Source organism: Parabacteroides chongii, from assembly GCF_029581355.1.
Lineage (GTDB): Bacteria > Bacteroidota > Bacteroidia > Bacteroidales > Tannerellaceae > Parabacteroides > Parabacteroides chongii.
Map to the genome: position 1 here is coordinate 444,020 of NZ_CP120849.1, position 17,019 is coordinate 461,038.

Here is a 17,019-nt window from a genome sequence, read left to right on the forward strand (position 1 = left end):
TTAATACCCGAATATCTCCTCTTTACTCAGTTTGGTAACCGGTCCGTACTGGCCCAGGGATTTCAGATCCAGATCTTTTTCATCTCCCAGAACACAATACGTATATTTACGTCCTTTCACCCATTTTTCCTGGAATGCTTTAATATCCGCCAAAGTCATGGACGGGACTTTTTCATACAGTTCCTTCCGGCTGTCGGTAGTCAATCCCAAATCCTGAGCATTCAGATATGACCATAACACGCCCGATTTCGTAATACGTTCAGTACGCATACGGGTTATCAGAGCGTCTTTTGCCAGATTAAACGCTTTCTCCGATTCCGGCATATTGTTGATGATATCATCGAATGCTTTCATCGCATCGATCATCTTGTCATTCTGGGTGGCAATAAACGTACGGTATACATACGGATATTTCAATTTGGAAGGAGTGATCAGGAATGCCCCGGCAGAATAAGCCAGACCACGGGCTTCACGCATCTCCTGGAAAACGATAGCATTCATGCCACCACCGAAATATTCGTTATACATGTTCAATGTGGGCTGAACCGACGGATCGAATTTCTCTCCCCGGTTGGATACAGCAGAGAAATAAATCTGCTTGGCATCGTATTGAGCCAACAGCACTTTATTTTCCGGTGTTTCCTGTTGTTTGAACTCGGTTGCTGCCGGAACAGGAGCCAGTTTCTCCGGAACATTATGATACTGATTAACGATATCCAGCAATGCCTGTGTTTTTTCAGGACCATAATACAGGATCTTATGTTCGTAGGTATTTATCTTGCGGATACGGTCAACCAGCTCCTGAGGATCCATCTGCTGTAACTCGGCAGTGGTCAGGACATGCGTAGACGGAGACTGCGGCCCCCAGATGGCATACTGGATCAGTTTGTTGAAATTCTGTCCCTGGTTCAATTTGGCATCCGCCCGTTTTTTCAGAATATCAGCAGCCAGATTACCGTAAGTGTCTTTATCCACCTGGGCATCCGCCAAAATTTCTTCAAAGAGAGCCATTGCCTTCGGCATATTTTCTTTCAATCCCTCCAGCATGACATATGTACGGTCCGAGCCGGGGAAAACGTTGAAATAACATGCCAGACGATAAAATTCTTCATTGATCTCTTTCAGGCTTTTCTTTGAAGTTCCCAGATATTTCATGTATTCAAAAGCCGTACCCATCGCCTTATCGTTGTTGGTGCCCATCTCAAAGACATACATCAGAGAGAAAATATCGTTCGTCATGTTCTGTTTGTAAAGGACAGGAATATCCGATTTGGCTGTCAGCTTCTGCAAATCCTTGTCATAGTCCAGAAAGACCGGTTCTATCGGAGCCACCTCGGCAGCCTGTATCTCTTTGAGGAATACACTCGAACTGTCACGGTTCATTACGATAGGAGTAATTTTAGGCTTGTCGATTTTCTTTTCATTCGGGTCCTTTCCTTCTCTTTTATAGATTAAGGCATAATTATCTCCGAAATACTTATTGGCAAACTCGACAATCTGCTGTTTGGTAACCTTGCTCAAACGATCCAACTGGGCTACCTCATCTTTCCAGTCCACCCCGTTTATGAATGCAGAAACGAACATATCCGCACGGCTGTTGTTATTATCCAGCCGATACATCTGCATCAACTTATAATTATTGATCGCCGCTTCCAGTAATCCTTCATCGAAATCACCCTTTTTCAGTTTCTCTATCTCTGCCAGGAAAAGGTCTTTTACATCATCCAGGGTTTGTCCCTGTTTCGGACGGCCACTCATTACAAAAGCATTATAATCGGCCATACCATATGTTCCGGCGTAACAACTCAGCACTTTCTGCTGCTGAACCAGATCCACATCCAACAAACCTGCTTTGCCGTTATTCACGATCTCGCCGGTGAGGTTCAGCAAATCTTCTTCCGGAGACGATGCGCCCGGAAAACGCCATCCCAGAGTCACATTTTCAGCATCTACGCCCAACACTTCTTTTACAACCGGTGCTTTGATCGGCGATTCGTGAGTCACCGGCAATTTCGGTAAATTCGGGTTCGGCTGCAGATGACCGAAATATTTATCGATCACCTCAATCGTCTTATCCGGATCAAAATCACCTGACATACAGATTGCCATATTATTGGGTACGTACCAAGTAGCATGATAGTTCTTGATATTGGTGATAGACGGATTTTTCAGATTTTCCTGAGTTCCCAAAACAGTCTGTGTTCCATACGGATGATCCGGGAAAAGAGCACTCAGTACAGCTTCATACACCTTACGGCCATCGCTGGTCAGAGACATGTTCTTTTCTTCATAGACAGTCTCCAGTTCCGTATGGAAGCCGCGGATCACGTTGTTCTCAAAACGGTCTGCCTGGATTTTAGCCCAGTTGTCTATCTGATTGGAAGGGATATCTTCCGTATAGACAGTCATGTCAAATCCCGTATAAGCGTTGGTTCCGTTGGCTCCGATAGCCGACATCAACTTATCGTACTCATTGGGAATCGCATATTTGGATGCTTCATAGGATACGCTGTCGATCTGATGGTAGATAGCTTTCCTTTCAGCCTCATCCGTAGTCTTCCGGTATACTTCAAACAGTTGTTCGATCTGGTCGAGCAGCGGTTTTTCCGCCTCATAGTTCTGAGTTCCGAACTTTTGTGTACCCTTAAACATCAGATGTTCAAAGTAATGTGCCAACCCGGTCGTTTCAGCCGGGTCATTTTTTCCGCCCACCCTGACAGCAATGTAAGTCTGAATACGCGGGGTCTCTTTGTTCACGGTCAAATACACTTTCAAGCCGTTATCCAGCGTATAGATACGTGCTTTCATGGGATCATTAGGGACCGACTCGTACTTGAACGGAGAGGTCTCCTTACATGCTGCCGCCAGTAATATAATCATGGCGAGCGAGAGAAGCTGAATAATTCTACGCATAAGATTTAGATTTAGGGATTACTTAGGTGCCAAATATAGGGATTTATAAATAAAAAGATTTCATAAAGGACTAAATTCTTGGTTTATAAACAAAAAAAAGCGATTATAACTCACGTTATAACCGCTCCCTCTTATTGTTATCCGGATATCAGAGTCCGAATGCTTCTTTTACTTTATCCACATAATCCAGTTTCTCCCAGGTAAACAACTCCACCTCGCAAATAGTAGGTTCCGGGTTATAACGGGAAGTAAATGTCTTGGTAACAAGCTCCGGCTTACGTCCCATATGTCCGTAAGAAGCTGTTTCCAGATAGATCGGATTACGCAATTTCAGACGCTCTTCGATTGCTTTCGGACGCATATCGAAAAGATTCCATATCTTCTCTGCGATCTCGCCGTCCGACAGTTTCACATTGGCACGTCCAAACGTATTGACGAAAATATTCATCGGTTTGGCTACACCGATCGCATAAGAAACCTGTACGAGCATTTCATCAGCAACCCCGGCAGCCACCAGGTTTTTCGCAATATGACGGGCAGCATAGGCTGCGGAACGGTCCACTTTCGAAGGGTCTTTCCCTGAGAATGCGCCACCGCCGTGGGCTCCTTTTCCACCGTATGTATCCACGATGATCTTACGTCCTGTCAGACCTGTGTCACCGTGAGGGCCGCCGATCACAAACTTACCGGTCGGATTGACATGATAGATGATATCGTCGTTGAACAAAGCCTGCACATGAGCCGGATACTGGGCTTTTACGCGCGGAATCAGGATCTTCTTCACATCAGCTGCAATCTTCTTCTGCATAGCGATGTCGGCTTCCTCCTGGCTGATGCCTTTCGGACCGATAAACTCATCGTGCTGCGTAGAAACAACGATCGTATCGATGCGCAACGGCTTGCCGTTGTCATCATATTCAATAGTAACCTGACTCTTTGCATCCGGACGGAGGTAAGGCATCAGTTCGTTCTCGTTCTTGCGGATGTCTGCCAGCTCCCACAACAAACTGTGTGAAAGGTCGAGAGCCAAAGGCATGTAGTTTTCAGTTTCATTCGTTGCATATCCGAACATCATTCCCTGGTCGCCCGCACCCTGGTTGTAAGGGTCTTCGCGTTCAACACCGCGGTTGATATCACCGCTCTGTTCATGGATAGCAGAGAATACGCCGCACGATTTGGCTTCAAACTGATACTCGCTCTTCGTGTAACCGATCTTTTCGATCACACCGCGTGCCACTTCCTGCACGTCTACATAAGCACTTGATTTAACTTCTCCAGCCAAGACAACCTGTCCGGTTGTAACAAGGGTTTCGCAAGCAACTTTCGAGTTCTTGTCATAGGCAAGAAACTCATCCAGCAAAGCATCCGATATCTGATCGGCTACTTTATCGGGGTGCCCTTCGGACACCGATTCGGAGGTGAATAAATAACTCATTACTTTTTAATTGAAAATTGAAAATTGAAAATTGAGAATTGAGAATTAGATATCAGACATACCTAGAATCAATCAACAACAGACAATCGATTATTAATAATGAATTGATAACGGAAGGAATCTGTTCGCCGGAACGGCTAAGAAAAGAACTTGTTTTTAGCATTTTTTCCTGTGGTTGCAAGCAATACAAATCTATCCACATCAATTCGGAGGCAAAGATATAAATAATTGACAATTGATAATTGATAATTGACAATTATTTTTTCTTCTTTGTGTTACGAAGTGCTTTTTTATACTTGTATTCGGCTTTCATCTTTGCCGAACCCGATTTATGTGTACCTTTCAGAAAATCAGAGTATTTTATTTTTTTTTCTCCGACATTTTCTTCTGAGGCTTTCTTCTTGAAAACCATTCCTCCACCGGTCAGGATCTTTTCTATGTCATTCATTGCTTTATCTTTTATAGTTCTATTTGAAAACAGTATGAAGTTACAAAATGTTGTGTTCCCGAATCAGGGATACAATTGTCTTTTTAAACACCGGATGAACCACGTTCGGAGCTATTTCAAGCAAGGGTTCCATCACGAACCGGCGATCCTGCATCAACGGATGCGGCAATGTCAGTTCCGGCGTCTGCAGGATCAGATCGTCATACAGCAGAATATCGATATCGATGATGCGGTCATGATAAGTACCGTTGCTTTTCTGCGTACGTCCCATTTCCACCTCTATCTGCTGGGTCGCTTTCAGCAGCTCCAGCGGGGATAAAGAGGTTTCGAGCCGTAAAGCGGCATTCAGGAACGTATTCTCCGACTGAAATCCCCAGGGTTCGGTTTCATAAAAACCGGAAAGGGCGAGAACATCTCCCACCCTTTCAGCTAACAGCGCAGCGGCTGTTATCATATTCCGTCTTTTATTTCCTATATTCGTACCTAAAGCCAGGTATGCAATAGCCATAAACGTACGTCTTAAATGATCAACATTGCATCGCCATAAGCACCGAAACGGTATCCTTCTTTCAATGCCACCTCATAAGCATCCATGATCAGGTCATATCCGCCGAATGAAGCAGTCATCATCAGAAGCGTAGACAACGGCATATGGAAGTTGGTGATCATGCTGGTAGCCACACTGAAATCGTAAGGAGGGAAAATGAACTTATTCGTCCATCCTTCAAACTCTTTCAGATGTCCGTCCGTGCTTACAGCCGTCTCTACCGCACGCATCACGGAAGTTCCGACAGCACAGATCTGGCGACCGTCGTCCTTACCTGTATTTACGATATCCACAACGTCTGCATTCACGATCATCTGTTCGGAATCCATCTTATGCTTGGTCAGGTCTTCCACATCGATTTCACGGAAATTACCCAATCCGGAATGAACTGTCAGGAAAGCGAAGCGGCAATCTTTGATCTCCAGACGCTTCATCAATTCGCGGCTGAAATGCAGACCGGCAGCCGGAGCCACTACCGCACCTTCTTCCTTGGCGAAGATATTCTGGTAACGGTCTTCGTCGTCCGCTTCTACCGGGCGATCGATATATTTAGGCAGCGGAGTCTCTCCCAGCGCATACAATGCCTTTTTGAACTCATCATGGTTTCCGTCATACAGGAAACGCAGAGTACGGCCGCGTGACGTTGTATTGTCGATTACTTCGGCAACCATCGAATCGTCCTCTCCGAAATAAAGTTTATTACCGATACGGATCTTACGGGCCGGATCAACCAACACATCCCAAAGACGAAGGTCTTCGTTCAGCTCACGCAGCAAAAACACTTCGATACGTGCCCCGGTCTTTTCCTTATTACCATATAGACGGGCAGGAAAAACTTTCGTGTTGTTGAAGATGAATACATCTTTTTCTCCAAAATATTCCAACAGGTCTTTAAAGACTTTGTGCTCGATCTCTCCGGTGTTACGGTGTACAACCATCAACCGGGATTCATCTCTGTTCTTTGCGGGATGAAGAGCGATCTGTTCCTGCGGTAAGTTAAATTTGAATTTAGATAGCTTCATAATGTTACTTTATTTATTTTCTTTTATTCTTATCATTTTTCTATCGGAGCCGTTCCGGCTTCATCAGCCACACGATCTCCAACCGCTTCATCCAGAAAAGCATCGATATCTTCCGGATTCATGCATTTATCCAATGTAATATCTCCGATCCGGGTACGCTCCAATCCGATCAGATGGGCTCCCGAATGCAGAGCAACGCCGATATCACGCGCCAAAGCACGGATATAAGTACCCTTACTGCATACCACACGGATTTTAATGACCGGCAGGCTGCATTCCAACAGTTCCATCTCGTCGATCACCAGCGTCTTTGACTTCAACTCCACTTCTTCACCTTTACGTGCCAGTTCATAGGCACGCTTCCCATCCACTTTGCAGGCCGAAAAAACAGGAGGGATCTGCTGGATCGTCCCTACAAACGAATTCAGCACATCCTCTACCATCTCCCGGGTAATATGTTCCGTCGGATATACGGCATCTATCTCTTTCTCTAGATCAAACGAAGGTGTCGTTTCCCCGAGTTTCAGGGTTGCCACATATTCTTTGGTCTGGTACTGAAATTCATCGATCCGCTTGGTTGCCCTCCCGGTACAAACGATCATGACCCCGGTAGCCAGCGGATCCAGCGTTCCCGCATGTCCGACTTTTATCTTTTTTACTTTCAGCTTCCGCGATAATTTATAACGGAACTTGTTCACCAGATCGAACGAAGTCCACGTCAGCGGCTTGTTAAAATATAAAACCTCTCCTGCTATAAAATCCATTCTATATTACTTCATCAATGTACATGCAATAGTGATCAGCCCGACTATCGCACAATAAATAGCAAAGTAGATCAGCTTTCCTTTTTTCACGATATTGATCATCCACTTACAAGCCAGACAACCGGAAAGGAAAGCAGCTACAAAACCGACAACCAGCGAAAGCGTCGGAATATCTCCGGCAATATCTTCGCCCTTTACCAGCTTCAACACATCCAGCAGGGCTTCACCCAAAATCGGGGGAATAACCATCAGGAAAGAGAATTGAGCCAGTTTAGCTTTATTATTACCCAACAGCAAACCTGTAGCGATCGTTGTTCCGGAACGTGAAAGTCCGGGCAGAACGGCACAAGCCTGAGCCAAACCGATAATAAAAGCGTCTTTCATCGAAAGATTTTCTTTCTGCCGGGGTTTTGCATAATAGGAGAAAGACAGTAATGCCGCCGTTACCAGCAACATGCAACCGACTATCAGCAAACCCGAACCGAAGATCGCTTCGACTGTATCTTTGAAAAATACTCCGACAATACCGATCGGTATCATAGAAATCAGGATATTGATCACATAGCGTGTTTCACTGTTCATCTGAAACTTGAACAATCCGCGGAATATCCATTCGATCTCTTTCCAGAGTATAACTAATGTACTAAATACCGTAGCCACGTGGACTACGATTGTAAAAGCCAGATTCTCTTCTCCTTCAATTCCGAACAGCGCCGATCCGATTGCCAGATGTCCGCTGCTGCTTACAGGAAGATACTCTGTCAGTCCCTGTACGATCCCCAGCACCAAGGCTTCAAACCAACTCATTCTACCGCCTCTTTATTTTTGCTGTTTTTCAGGATTCCTACAATCATCAGGCCGAAACCGATCATCGTTACTACCGGAGCAACTACAATACGGCGCGTACTGAATATTTCCGGGTTAAAACTGGTTGTATCACCTGATCCACCACCACTCATCAACATAAAACCAATAATGATCACTGCCACAGCAACTGCGATCAGAATAAAATTCTCTTTTCCGAAAGCAAAATCTCTCTTAGCCATCTTTTCTGTTTATTATATATAATACAACTTATCAACACCCATACGGAGGTACTTGTTTACAGCCAACACGGTAGCCGTCACCGACAACAGGATTCCGAGCAAGAACACTGCTCCAAAAACCACCAGCAAAGCCTTCACATCCAAAAGCTGAATAAAACCGTCCAATTCGTGCTGTAAATAATATAACGAACCGGTCAGCATGAATATTGCCAGGATGGATGCAAAAATACCGCTAACGACATTATAGCGGACAAAAGGACGCCTGATAAAACCGGAAGTAGCCCCGACCAGTTTCATCGTATGGATCAAAAAACGTTTGGAATAGATCAGCAAACGGATCGTATTACTGATCAGGACAAACGATATAGCCATCAGCATAACTGCCAGCGTAAGCAGGATAATGCCCAGGCGTTTCATATTATCGTTCACCATCTGCATCATATCCTTACGATAGAACAGGTCAGAAACGGATGTATATGTTTTAATTTTCTTTTCAATATGCTGCAGGCTGTCCGGATTGGCATATTCGGAATGCAACTTTACTTCTATAGAAGCTTGCAGAGGGTTAAAGCCCAGGAAAGTTTCGGGATTTTCTCCCAGTTCTTCTTCCAGTTCTTTCGCAGCCTGTTCTTTCGAAATGTATTCTGTGGATTTAATAAAAGGAAGTGCGTCCAGGCTTTTCTGCATCTTCTTGATGTCGGCCTCCTTCTGGTTATCTTTCAAAACAATGGAAAAGGATATATTTTCCTTCACATAAACCGATAACTGATTCCCCAGCAGTCCCATCAACAGAATCAACCCGAGTAAAAACAATACCAGGGCTATACTTATAATAGATGTAAGACGAGAATTAAAGAAAGAAACCGAGTTTACCTTATTATTTTCAGCCATCAGACGTAACCTTATTATTATTCAATAAATTGGGGAGATACGCACAGAGCGCATACCTCCCAATTTTTCTGCAAAAGAACGAATAAATTGTGAGACAGACAGCGGATTACGATTATTTAACCATTTATAAACCTGCCTGTTCACACAGATCATTCTACCGGTTCACCAAATAAGGTGGCTGAAGAAGCCCGGGTGATCCGTACCTTCACAAACTGTCCGACTTTATAATTTTTCTTATCGAAAATAACCACTTTGTTCTGGCTGGTACGGCCAAACAACTGTTCACGTGAACGTTTGGAGAACCCTTCGATCAGGACTTCGAACTCCTTGCCAATATCGCGCAGGTTGCTTTCTTCGGATAACTGATTCTGCAGGTCGATCATTCCCTGCAAACGGCGTACTTTCTCTTCTTCCGATACGGTATCCGGAAGATGCTTGGCTGCATATGTTCCCGGTCGTTCCGAATATTTGAACAGGAAAGCCGCATCATACCTCACTTCACGCATCAGTGAAAGTGTCTCCTGGTAATCCTCTTCCGTTTCCGAATGGAAGCCGCAGAACAAGTCCGTGGCAATAGACGCTTCGGGGACGATGCGGCGGATGGCTGCGATACGGTCCAGATACCATTCGCGGGTATATTTCCGGTTCATCACCTTCAGTATCTTCGAACTTCCCGACTGGGCAGGCAGATGTATGTACTTACATATATTATTATGGGCGGCAATCACACGAAGCGTATCGTCACTCATGTCTTTCGGATGAGATGTCACAAAACGGATACGCATATTGGGAGCCTCCAAAGCCACGCGTTCCAGCAACATCGGGAAAGTAACAGTTTCATCCTCTTTTTCAAAAGCATAGGAATTTACATTCTGTCCCAGCAGGGTCACTTCCTTAAAACCCTTGTCACGCATATCGCGTATCTCATTCAGGATACTCTCCACATCGCGGCTACGCTCACGACCACGGGTATAGGGTACAATACAATAAGTACAGAAATTATTGCATCCGCGCATGATCGACACAAAACCGGATATATGCACGCCTCCCAATTTCAGCGGCATGACATCTTTATAGGTCTCCTGCGTAGACAGTTCCACATTGATTGCTTTTTCACCATGCTCCACTGCTCCTATCAGATTCGGCAGATCCATATAAGAATCCGGTCCGACAACCAGGTCTGCATGATGCACATGGATCAATTCTTCCTTCACCCGTTCGGCCATACACCCCAGTACACCGATAATCAGCGACTTCTTTTTACGTTTAAGCGACTGGAAATACTGTAGTCTTCCGTAAATTTTCTGTTCGGCATTATCACGCACAGAGCAGGTATTCACGAAAACAGCATCCGCTTCTTCAATTTTGTCAGTCAGGGCATATCCGTCCATTTTCATTATGGAAGCGACTACCTCACTGTCCGCCACATTCATCTGGCACCCGTAGGTCTCGATGAACAATTTTTTCTCCTCAAATCCGGCTGCAGATTTTAAGTCTGCGCCATTTTCCTGATTCGTCATTTCGTCCTTGTTAATAAAATTTAAAATCTTACATTCTATAAAAATAAACCTCCAAAGGTTTGCACAGTTCAAATCCGAGAGCTATATTTGCATACGAAAAACGTAAATTTTTTCATAGTTAAGGTTTTGGTTAAATCGAATAAGGGTGGCTGTGAAGTTACCCTTATTTACTTTTATACCGTTTCTATTACTCTTCTCTTTCACTATTCAATTATTATTCCTACATTTGGACTGCAAAAATAATCAAAAGTTATGGATAACTTAGGCGATTGGATCTATATTGTTTTCCTGATAGTTGCAGCAGTGAGCGGTTTATTCAGTTCCAAGAACAAGAAAAAACGCCCGACTCAGGTGCTGGGCCAACCTGAATACGAGCCTGCTAAAGAGGAGCATGCTCCCTCTGGCAAAGGCTTTTGGGAAATACTGGAAGAGGTAACCACTCCTCCTGAAAAGAAAGAAAAAAAGATAAAGAAAAAAGAGATACGGCAACCGAATCCTTTCCTGGCTGCCGAACAGGAAATCCACAAATCCAAAGTCAGTTCATCCCCGATCACGAATTTTCCGACCGAAGAGGAACATGCCCTTTTAGAAGATATTGAGTTCAATAATACTGAAGAGTTAAGAAAAGCTGTTATTTACTCAGAAATACTTAACCGTAAGTATTGATCTATATTCTTTTTTAATACCTTTGCAGCCGTTTAGCTGACTAACAAGTATTTATCTAATATAAAAAAATAATATCATGGCTTTAAAATTCATCACAGCTGAAGAAGCTGCTTCGTTCGTACATCACGACAATAACGTAGGATTCAGTGGTTTCACCCCTGCCGGATGTCCGAAAGTTGTTCCGGGAGCCATTGCCAAAAAAGCGATGGAAGAACACGAAAAAGGTAATCCTTTCCAGATCGGTATGTTTACCGGCGCTTCTACAGGCGATAAACTGGACGGCGAACTGGCACGTGCAAATGCAATCAAATTCCGTACTCCATATCAGTCAAATAAAGACCTCCGCGCACTGTTGAATTCACACGGAGCGCAGTATTTCGATATGCACCTTTCTGAACTGGCACAGGACCTGCGTTACGGTTTCCTTGGAAAAATCGATGTAGCGATCGTCGAAGCTGCCGATGTAACGGAAGACGGTGAAATCGTTCCTACCAGCGGTGTCGGTATCCTGCCGACTATCTGCCGGATGGCTGACCGTATCATTATCGAATTGAACAGCCGCCACCCGAAAGAGATTCGCGGCATGCATGATATTTATGAACCGGCAGATCCTCCTTATCGTCGTGAAATTCCTATTTATACTCCGTCAGACCGTATCGGGACTCCTTACGTAAAGGTTGATCCTGCCAAGATCGTCGGTATCGTTAAAACAGAAGAACCGAACGAAGGCGGTAAGTTCTCTCCGCTGGATGACGTTACAATGGCTATCGGTAAGAATGTTGCCGACTTCCTGGTGAGCGAAATCAAAGCCGGTCGTCTGCCGAAAGAATTCGTTCCTCTGCAGAGCGGTGTAGGCAACGTAGCCAATGCTGTTTTAGGCTGTATGGGAGCCAACGAAGAAATTCCGGCATTCAATGTATATACTGAGGTTATCCAGGATGCTGTTATCAGCCTGATGAAAGAAGGCCGCGTTAAATTTGCCAGCGGTTGCTCTTTGTCTGTAAGTAATGAAGTGATCCGTGAAATTTATGCAAACCTCGATTTCTTCAAAGACAAGATTCTTCTTCGTCCGCAGGAAATTTCCAACAACCCGGAAGTTGCCCGCCGCTTAGGTCTGATCGCTATCAACACAGCGCTGGAAGCTGATATCTTCGGTAATATCAACTCTACTCACGTGTCAGGAACAAGAATGATGAATGGTATCGGTGGTTCAGGAGACTTTACCCGTTCAGCTATGCTGTCTATCTTTACAACACCTTCTACTGCAAAAGAAGGCAAGATCAGTGCTTTCGTTCCAATGGTATCCCACCTGGATCACAGCGAACACTCCGTGAAGATCATCATCACAGAATACGGTGTAGCCGACCTGCGTGGCAAATCTCCGATCGAACGTGCCAACTGCATTATCGACAATTGCGTGCATCCGGATTACAAGCCGTTATTGAGAGAATATCTGGCAATGGGTGTGAAAGGTCATACTCCGCAGAACCTGAAATGTTGCTTCGCTTTCCACGAAGAACTGGCAGCAAGCGGCGACATGCACAATGTAGACTGGAGCAAGTACAACAAGTAATTGCTACCTTATATAATATAGGAAATCCCGAAGTGTTTTCATTTCGGGATTTTTTTTGCCCTATTTTCAACTGCAGCCGACCTAAATCTCGTTTTAAACGAACCTTTAACCCGTTTTAAACAAGAATAATTTCGTTTTAAACGAGATTATGCTTCGTTTAAAACGAGTTTTCATTAGCAAATTTAGCCATTGTATATTCAAAGTAAAAAGATGATATACCGATTTTATACCGTAACAAAATCGTATGTATTAAAAATAATAACAGAGAGTTGTATAAATTTGTCAACGCAAATAATTCACTAACAGGCAATAACAATTCAACCCTTTTAAACCACAAGTCAGGATTTTCATCAGCTACAGACGCTTACAGACAAATAATTTATCTACTGTCAATCTCCCGCCTCTACGAAAACGCTTGTATCCGATGTTTTTGTTGATGTGAAGTCATTAATAATAAAAGATAAAGAAGAGCATACACAAAAACATTGACAAAGTCTTTGAAGAACTCTGTATGTTTACAATCGTACTAACAGTTATTTTTAAGTAATATTCAGCTTATATCGACTAAATCCTGAGTTTAATATGAACTGAATCATTATTTGCTCAAACTAGTAAGGATTTAAGGTTATAACTGCTATTTTTTCCATAGTCATTTTTGAATTCACTATGAAAAGCTGTGCAATTTAAACAAATATATCATAATTACAATTTATTTTTATGCAAAAAGAAATATTATCATGAAAAAAAATCGTCATACCGGCTAATAGCTCTTTTTTCGATATAGATATTTTTATTGTACAATGAGAAAAACAAATTGTAAAAAGTCAAATTGTAAACCGCACTATCGCCAGGCGATGGTAGATATTCCTCCCTATGATGTCTTACTGATCAAAAACGAACATTTTGGGTAACATTTTGCTCATCTCGTCAATTGGTATTATAACATTAATTTATAGACATAGTTCTTCAAAGACTCTGGCAAAATATATTTTTATTAACCTAATAAGATGTCTATGATGAAAAAGTTAACTTTAGCAATGCTATTCCTATTTATAGGAATCAGTATGGTGATTGCTCAGACGAGGCAAGTAACAGGTACCATTATTTCCGCAGAAGACAATGAACCCATTATTGGTGCTTCTGTAATAGTGAAAGGTACAACTATCGGCACAGTATCGGATCATAACGGTGCCTTTTCATTGGAAGTTCCCAACACCACAAAGACTCTGATGTTTTCTTATGTTGGAATGGTTGGAAAAGAAGTTCCGGTTCAAAACATTATGCATGTCGTGTTAAACACAGCTTCAACCGAGTTGGATGAAGTTATGATCGTTGCTTACGGAACAGCCAAAAAATCTTCATTTACAGGTTCCGCTGCAAATATCAAAACTGAAAAACTGGAAAATCTTCAGGCTGCTTCATTGACAAAAGCTTTAGAAGGTGCAGCTCCGGGTATTCAGGTAACAGGAAGTACCGGTATGCCGGGAGATAATGCAAAAATCCAAATCCGCGGTGTTGGCTCAGTAAATGCATCGAACGATCCGTTATATGTTGTAGACGGTGCACCGTTCGACGGTGATATCAGCACGATCAATACAGAAGATATTTCCAGTATCACAGTATTGAAAGATGCCACTTCAGCAGCTTTGTATGGAGCCCGCGGCGCAAATGGCGTAGTTATGATCACGACCAAGAAAGGAACCTCCGGAAAGGTTCAATTGAATGCAAAAGTAAATTTGGGTGTCGTTTCACGTGCAATTCCGGAATACAACCGTGTAAGCACAGGAGAATACTATGAATTAATGTGGGAAGGCTGGCGTAATGCATTGGTAAACAACAATGGATATACACCCGAACAAGCTGCTGCAACGGCTAGCGGAGGCGATAAAAATGGTATCGTTGGTAAATTAGGAGGATATAATAGCTATAACGTAGCAAACGACCAGTTGATCGGAGCAGATGGAAAGTTGAACCCCAATGCCCGTCTGTTATATAATGACGACTGGAATAAAGAGTTATCACGTACAGCTTTACGTCAAGAATATAATGTCTCCGTAAATGGAGGTGGACAGAACTCTACATTTTTTGCTTCTGCGTCCTATACAAATGAAGAAGGAATGGTCAAATGGTCTGATTTTGAACGCTTCACCGGACGCGTCGGATTAACGAGCCAAATCAATTCATGGCTGAAAGTCGATGCAGGTTTATCCGGTGCGACTTCCAAGCAAAACGGCTTCCTGGCAGAAGGTTCTTACACAACCAATCCGTTCTACTATGGACGCATGATGGCCCCGATCTATCCGATCTATCAATATGACGGCAATGGACAAATCGTCAGAAATGCGAACGGTGATATTATGTATGATATGGGTGGAGGTAATTCTCCTTATGCCTGGGCCGGCCATACACGCCAATATGCGCCCAATTCAAACCTGATGGTTACCTTACCGCTCGATGACCGCTCTACGGAACGTAACATGATTTCCGCTCGTGTATCTGCTGAAATTAAATTCCTGAAAGATTTCACCTTGAAAATTTCCGGTAATACAGATATCAGCAATGACTACAAAACGACTTACCAGAATAATATGTATGGTGATGCTGAAGGCGTATCCGGACGTTCTACCAAGAACTATATCAAAAAGAATTCATATACATTCAACCAGATCCTGACCTGGAACAAATCATTCGGAGACCATAATTTGGCATTGCTGGGAGGACATGAAAACTACATGTATACATACCGTTATCTGGAAGCTACCCGTACAGGTTTTACTGTTCCGACAACAGAAATCGTTGCCGGCTCCGTAGCGGAAGGTTCTACTTCCTACACGAACGAATACAGTTTGGAAGGTTATCTGTTCCAGGCAAATTATGATTATGCCAATAAGTACTATTTGTCCGGTTCATTCCGTTACGACGGAACCTCCCGTTTTTACAAAGATGCCCGTTGGGGTACATTCTGGTCATTGGGAGCTTCCTGGCGCTTGAGTGAAGAAGATTTCATCAAAGATATCCATTGGATCGACAACCTAAAACTGAAAGCTTCTTACGGACAGCAAGGTAACGACAATATCCTGGACGAATGGGGAGATCCGATCTATTTCGGATGGCAGAGCCTGTATTCATTTGATGATAAAAACAACGGAACACTGAACGGTGCCGTTCATAACCAGCTTTTGAATAAGGAACTGGAATGGGAGAAGAACTCCAATTTGAATGTTGGTGCTGAGTTTGCCATGTTCGACTTCCTTCGCGGTGAAATAGACGTATTCAACCGTGTATCCAGCAACTTGTTGTTTAAAGCTCCGAGACCACAGTCTACCGGTATCGAATATATGTGGCAGAACATCGGAACCATGCGCAATACCGGATTGGAAGTTTCACTGGGATTCGATATCTTCAAAAAGACTGATTTCCACTGGAGTCTTGACCTGAATGCCACATTCTTCAAAAACAAGATCACAAAGATGCCGAAAGACTCTGACGGCAAAGCACAGGAGATCATTAACGGAACCAAAAAACTTTCTGAAGGACATTCTATTTATGAATTCTGGTTACGTGAATATGCAGGTGTAGACCCCGAAGATGGTAGCGCTCTATATTACAAAGATATTGAAGATGCCAACGGCAATGTAACAGGCCGTGAAACAACTAAAGACCAGAATGCAGCCAGCTATTATTATATGGGTGATGCTATACCTGACCTGTATGGAGGCTTCACAAACAGCTTTAGTTATAAAGGCTTCGATTTATCCATTTTCTTCAGCTATCAAATCGGAGGTCAGATGTACGACTCCAATTACCTGGGCTTGATGCATCCGGGATCATTTGGTACACACTGGTCTACGGATATTCTGGACCGCTGGCAAAAACCGGGTGACATAACAGATGTTCCCCGCTTGCAGAATAACTATACAGCCGCCAATGCAGCATCTTCACGTTGGTTGACAAATGCCAGTTATCTGGCTCTGAAGAACGTAACGCTTTCTTATACGTTACCGAAAACTATCCAGAAAAAACTGGATATGAAGAACTGTAAGATTTTCCTGACCGGCGATAACCTGTTCTTGTTGAGTAAACGCAAAGGTATGGATCCGCAGCAGAGCTTCAACGGAACAGCCGATTATACATACGTGCCGAATCGCGTAGTAAGTTTAGGTATTAATGTCACATTCTAAAACATGTATCAAG

13 protein-coding genes are annotated in these 17,019 nt (G+C 43.5%); 3 read left to right on the top strand and 10 right to left on the bottom strand.

Going from position 1 to position 17,019, the window contains the following annotated elements; all coding sequences use genetic code 11:
* The 10 genes from P3L47_RS02095 to miaB all read right to left on the bottom strand — a co-directional run bounded on the left by P3L47_RS02095 (window position 1) and on the right by miaB (window position 10,586).
* Window positions 1–2,913 carry a M16 family metallopeptidase gene (locus P3L47_RS02095; RefSeq protein WP_277782532.1) on the bottom strand — a complete coding sequence of 971 codons (2,913 nt, stop codon included), beginning with the start codon at window positions 2,911–2,913 and terminating at the stop codon, window positions 1–3.
* Between the two features lie 148 nt (window positions 2,914–3,061).
* Complete coding sequence (gene metK, locus P3L47_RS02100; RefSeq protein WP_122363906.1) at window positions 3,062–4,348, bottom strand: methionine adenosyltransferase; 1,287 nt, start codon at window positions 4,346–4,348, stop codon at window positions 3,062–3,064.
* Between the two features lie 256 nt (window positions 4,349–4,604).
* Window positions 4,605–4,796, bottom strand: coding sequence for a hypothetical protein (locus P3L47_RS02105; RefSeq protein WP_122363905.1), 192 nt, complete (start codon window positions 4,794–4,796; stop codon window positions 4,605–4,607).
* A gap of 40 nt (window positions 4,797–4,836) precedes the next feature.
* Window positions 4,837–5,304: a 2-amino-4-hydroxy-6-hydroxymethyldihydropteridine diphosphokinase gene (gene folK / locus P3L47_RS02110; RefSeq protein ID WP_277782533.1), complete on the bottom strand. Its 468-nt coding sequence runs from the start codon at window positions 5,302–5,304 to the stop codon at window positions 4,837–4,839.
* Window positions 5,305–5,315: 11 nt separating this feature from the next.
* Window positions 5,316–6,365, bottom strand: coding sequence for a tRNA preQ1(34) S-adenosylmethionine ribosyltransferase-isomerase QueA (gene queA / locus P3L47_RS02115; protein WP_122363903.1), 1,050 nt, complete (start codon window positions 6,363–6,365; stop codon window positions 5,316–5,318).
* Between the two features lie 32 nt (window positions 6,366–6,397).
* The gene (gene truB / locus P3L47_RS02120; protein WP_277782534.1) at window positions 6,398–7,129 is read right to left on the bottom strand and encodes a tRNA pseudouridine(55) synthase TruB; all 732 of its coding nucleotides are present in this window, start codon (window positions 7,127–7,129) and stop codon (window positions 6,398–6,400) included.
* Window positions 7,130–7,135: 6 nt separating this feature from the next.
* Window positions 7,136–7,936 carry an undecaprenyl-diphosphate phosphatase gene (locus P3L47_RS02125; RefSeq protein WP_122363901.1) on the bottom strand — a complete coding sequence of 267 codons (801 nt, stop codon included), beginning with the start codon at window positions 7,934–7,936 and terminating at the stop codon, window positions 7,136–7,138.
* The gene (locus P3L47_RS02130; RefSeq protein ID WP_277782535.1) at window positions 7,933–8,175 is read right to left on the bottom strand and encodes a DUF3098 domain-containing protein; all 243 of its coding nucleotides are present in this window, start codon (window positions 8,173–8,175) and stop codon (window positions 7,933–7,935) included. The genes P3L47_RS02125 and P3L47_RS02130 overlap by 4 nt, the downstream gene beginning before the upstream one ends.
* A gap of 12 nt (window positions 8,176–8,187) precedes the next feature.
* Window positions 8,188–9,066, bottom strand: coding sequence for a cell division protein FtsX (locus P3L47_RS02135; RefSeq protein ID WP_277782536.1), 879 nt, complete (start codon window positions 9,064–9,066; stop codon window positions 8,188–8,190).
* A 149-nt stretch (window positions 9,067–9,215) separates the two neighbouring features.
* Window positions 9,216–10,586: a tRNA (N6-isopentenyl adenosine(37)-C2)-methylthiotransferase MiaB gene (gene miaB / locus P3L47_RS02140; protein WP_122363898.1), complete on the bottom strand. Its 1,371-nt coding sequence runs from the start codon at window positions 10,584–10,586 to the stop codon at window positions 9,216–9,218.
* Between the two features lie 252 nt (window positions 10,587–10,838).
* On the opposite strand from miaB, the gene P3L47_RS02145 reads away from it, so the two are divergent.
* From P3L47_RS02145 to P3L47_RS02155, 3 genes are all read left to right on the top strand, one after another.
* On the top strand, window positions 10,839–11,252 hold the full coding sequence (locus P3L47_RS02145) for a hypothetical protein (protein WP_277782537.1): 414 nt from the start codon (window positions 10,839–10,841) through the stop codon (window positions 11,250–11,252).
* Between the two features lie 76 nt (window positions 11,253–11,328).
* Complete coding sequence (locus tag P3L47_RS02150; RefSeq protein ID WP_277782538.1) at window positions 11,329–12,825, top strand: butyryl-CoA:acetate CoA transferase; 1,497 nt, start codon at window positions 11,329–11,331, stop codon at window positions 12,823–12,825.
* Window positions 12,826–13,838: 1,013 nt separating this feature from the next.
* Window positions 13,839–17,006, top strand: coding sequence for a SusC/RagA family TonB-linked outer membrane protein (locus tag P3L47_RS02155; RefSeq protein WP_277782539.1), 3,168 nt, complete (start codon window positions 13,839–13,841; stop codon window positions 17,004–17,006).
* Window positions 17,007–17,019 lie beyond the last annotated feature (13 nt).

Coding starts and splice junctions, on each gene's coding strand:
- P3L47_RS02095 (WP_277782532.1), bottom strand. CDS start 2,913: ATGCGTAGAATTATTCAGCTTCTCTCGCTCGCCATGATTATATTACTG.
- metK (WP_122363906.1), bottom strand. CDS start 4,348: ATGAGTTATTTATTCACCTCCGAATCGGTGTCCGAAGGGCACCCCGAT.
- P3L47_RS02105 (WP_122363905.1), bottom strand. CDS start 4,796: ATGAATGACATAGAAAAGATCCTGACCGGTGGAGGAATGGTTTTCAAG.
- folK (WP_277782533.1), bottom strand. CDS start 5,304: ATGGCTATTGCATACCTGGCTTTAGGTACGAATATAGGAAATAAAAGA.
- queA (WP_122363903.1), bottom strand. CDS start 6,365: ATGAAGCTATCTAAATTCAAATTTAACTTACCGCAGGAACAGATCGCT.
- truB (WP_277782534.1), bottom strand. CDS start 7,129: ATGGATTTTATAGCAGGAGAGGTTTTATATTTTAACAAGCCGCTGACG.
- P3L47_RS02125 (WP_122363901.1), bottom strand. CDS start 7,936: ATGAGTTGGTTTGAAGCCTTGGTGCTGGGGATCGTACAGGGACTGACA.
- P3L47_RS02130 (WP_277782535.1), bottom strand. CDS start 8,175: ATGGCTAAGAGAGATTTTGCTTTCGGAAAAGAGAATTTTATTCTGATC.
- P3L47_RS02135 (WP_277782536.1), bottom strand. CDS start 9,066: ATGGCTGAAAATAATAAGGTAAACTCGGTTTCTTTCTTTAATTCTCGT.
- miaB (WP_122363898.1), bottom strand. CDS start 10,586: ATGACGAATCAGGAAAATGGCGCAGACTTAAAATCTGCAGCCGGATTT.
- P3L47_RS02145 (WP_277782537.1), top strand. CDS start 10,839: ATGGATAACTTAGGCGATTGGATCTATATTGTTTTCCTGATAGTTGCA.
- P3L47_RS02150 (WP_277782538.1), top strand. CDS start 11,329: ATGGCTTTAAAATTCATCACAGCTGAAGAAGCTGCTTCGTTCGTACAT.
- P3L47_RS02155 (WP_277782539.1), top strand. CDS start 13,839: ATGATGAAAAAGTTAACTTTAGCAATGCTATTCCTATTTATAGGAATC.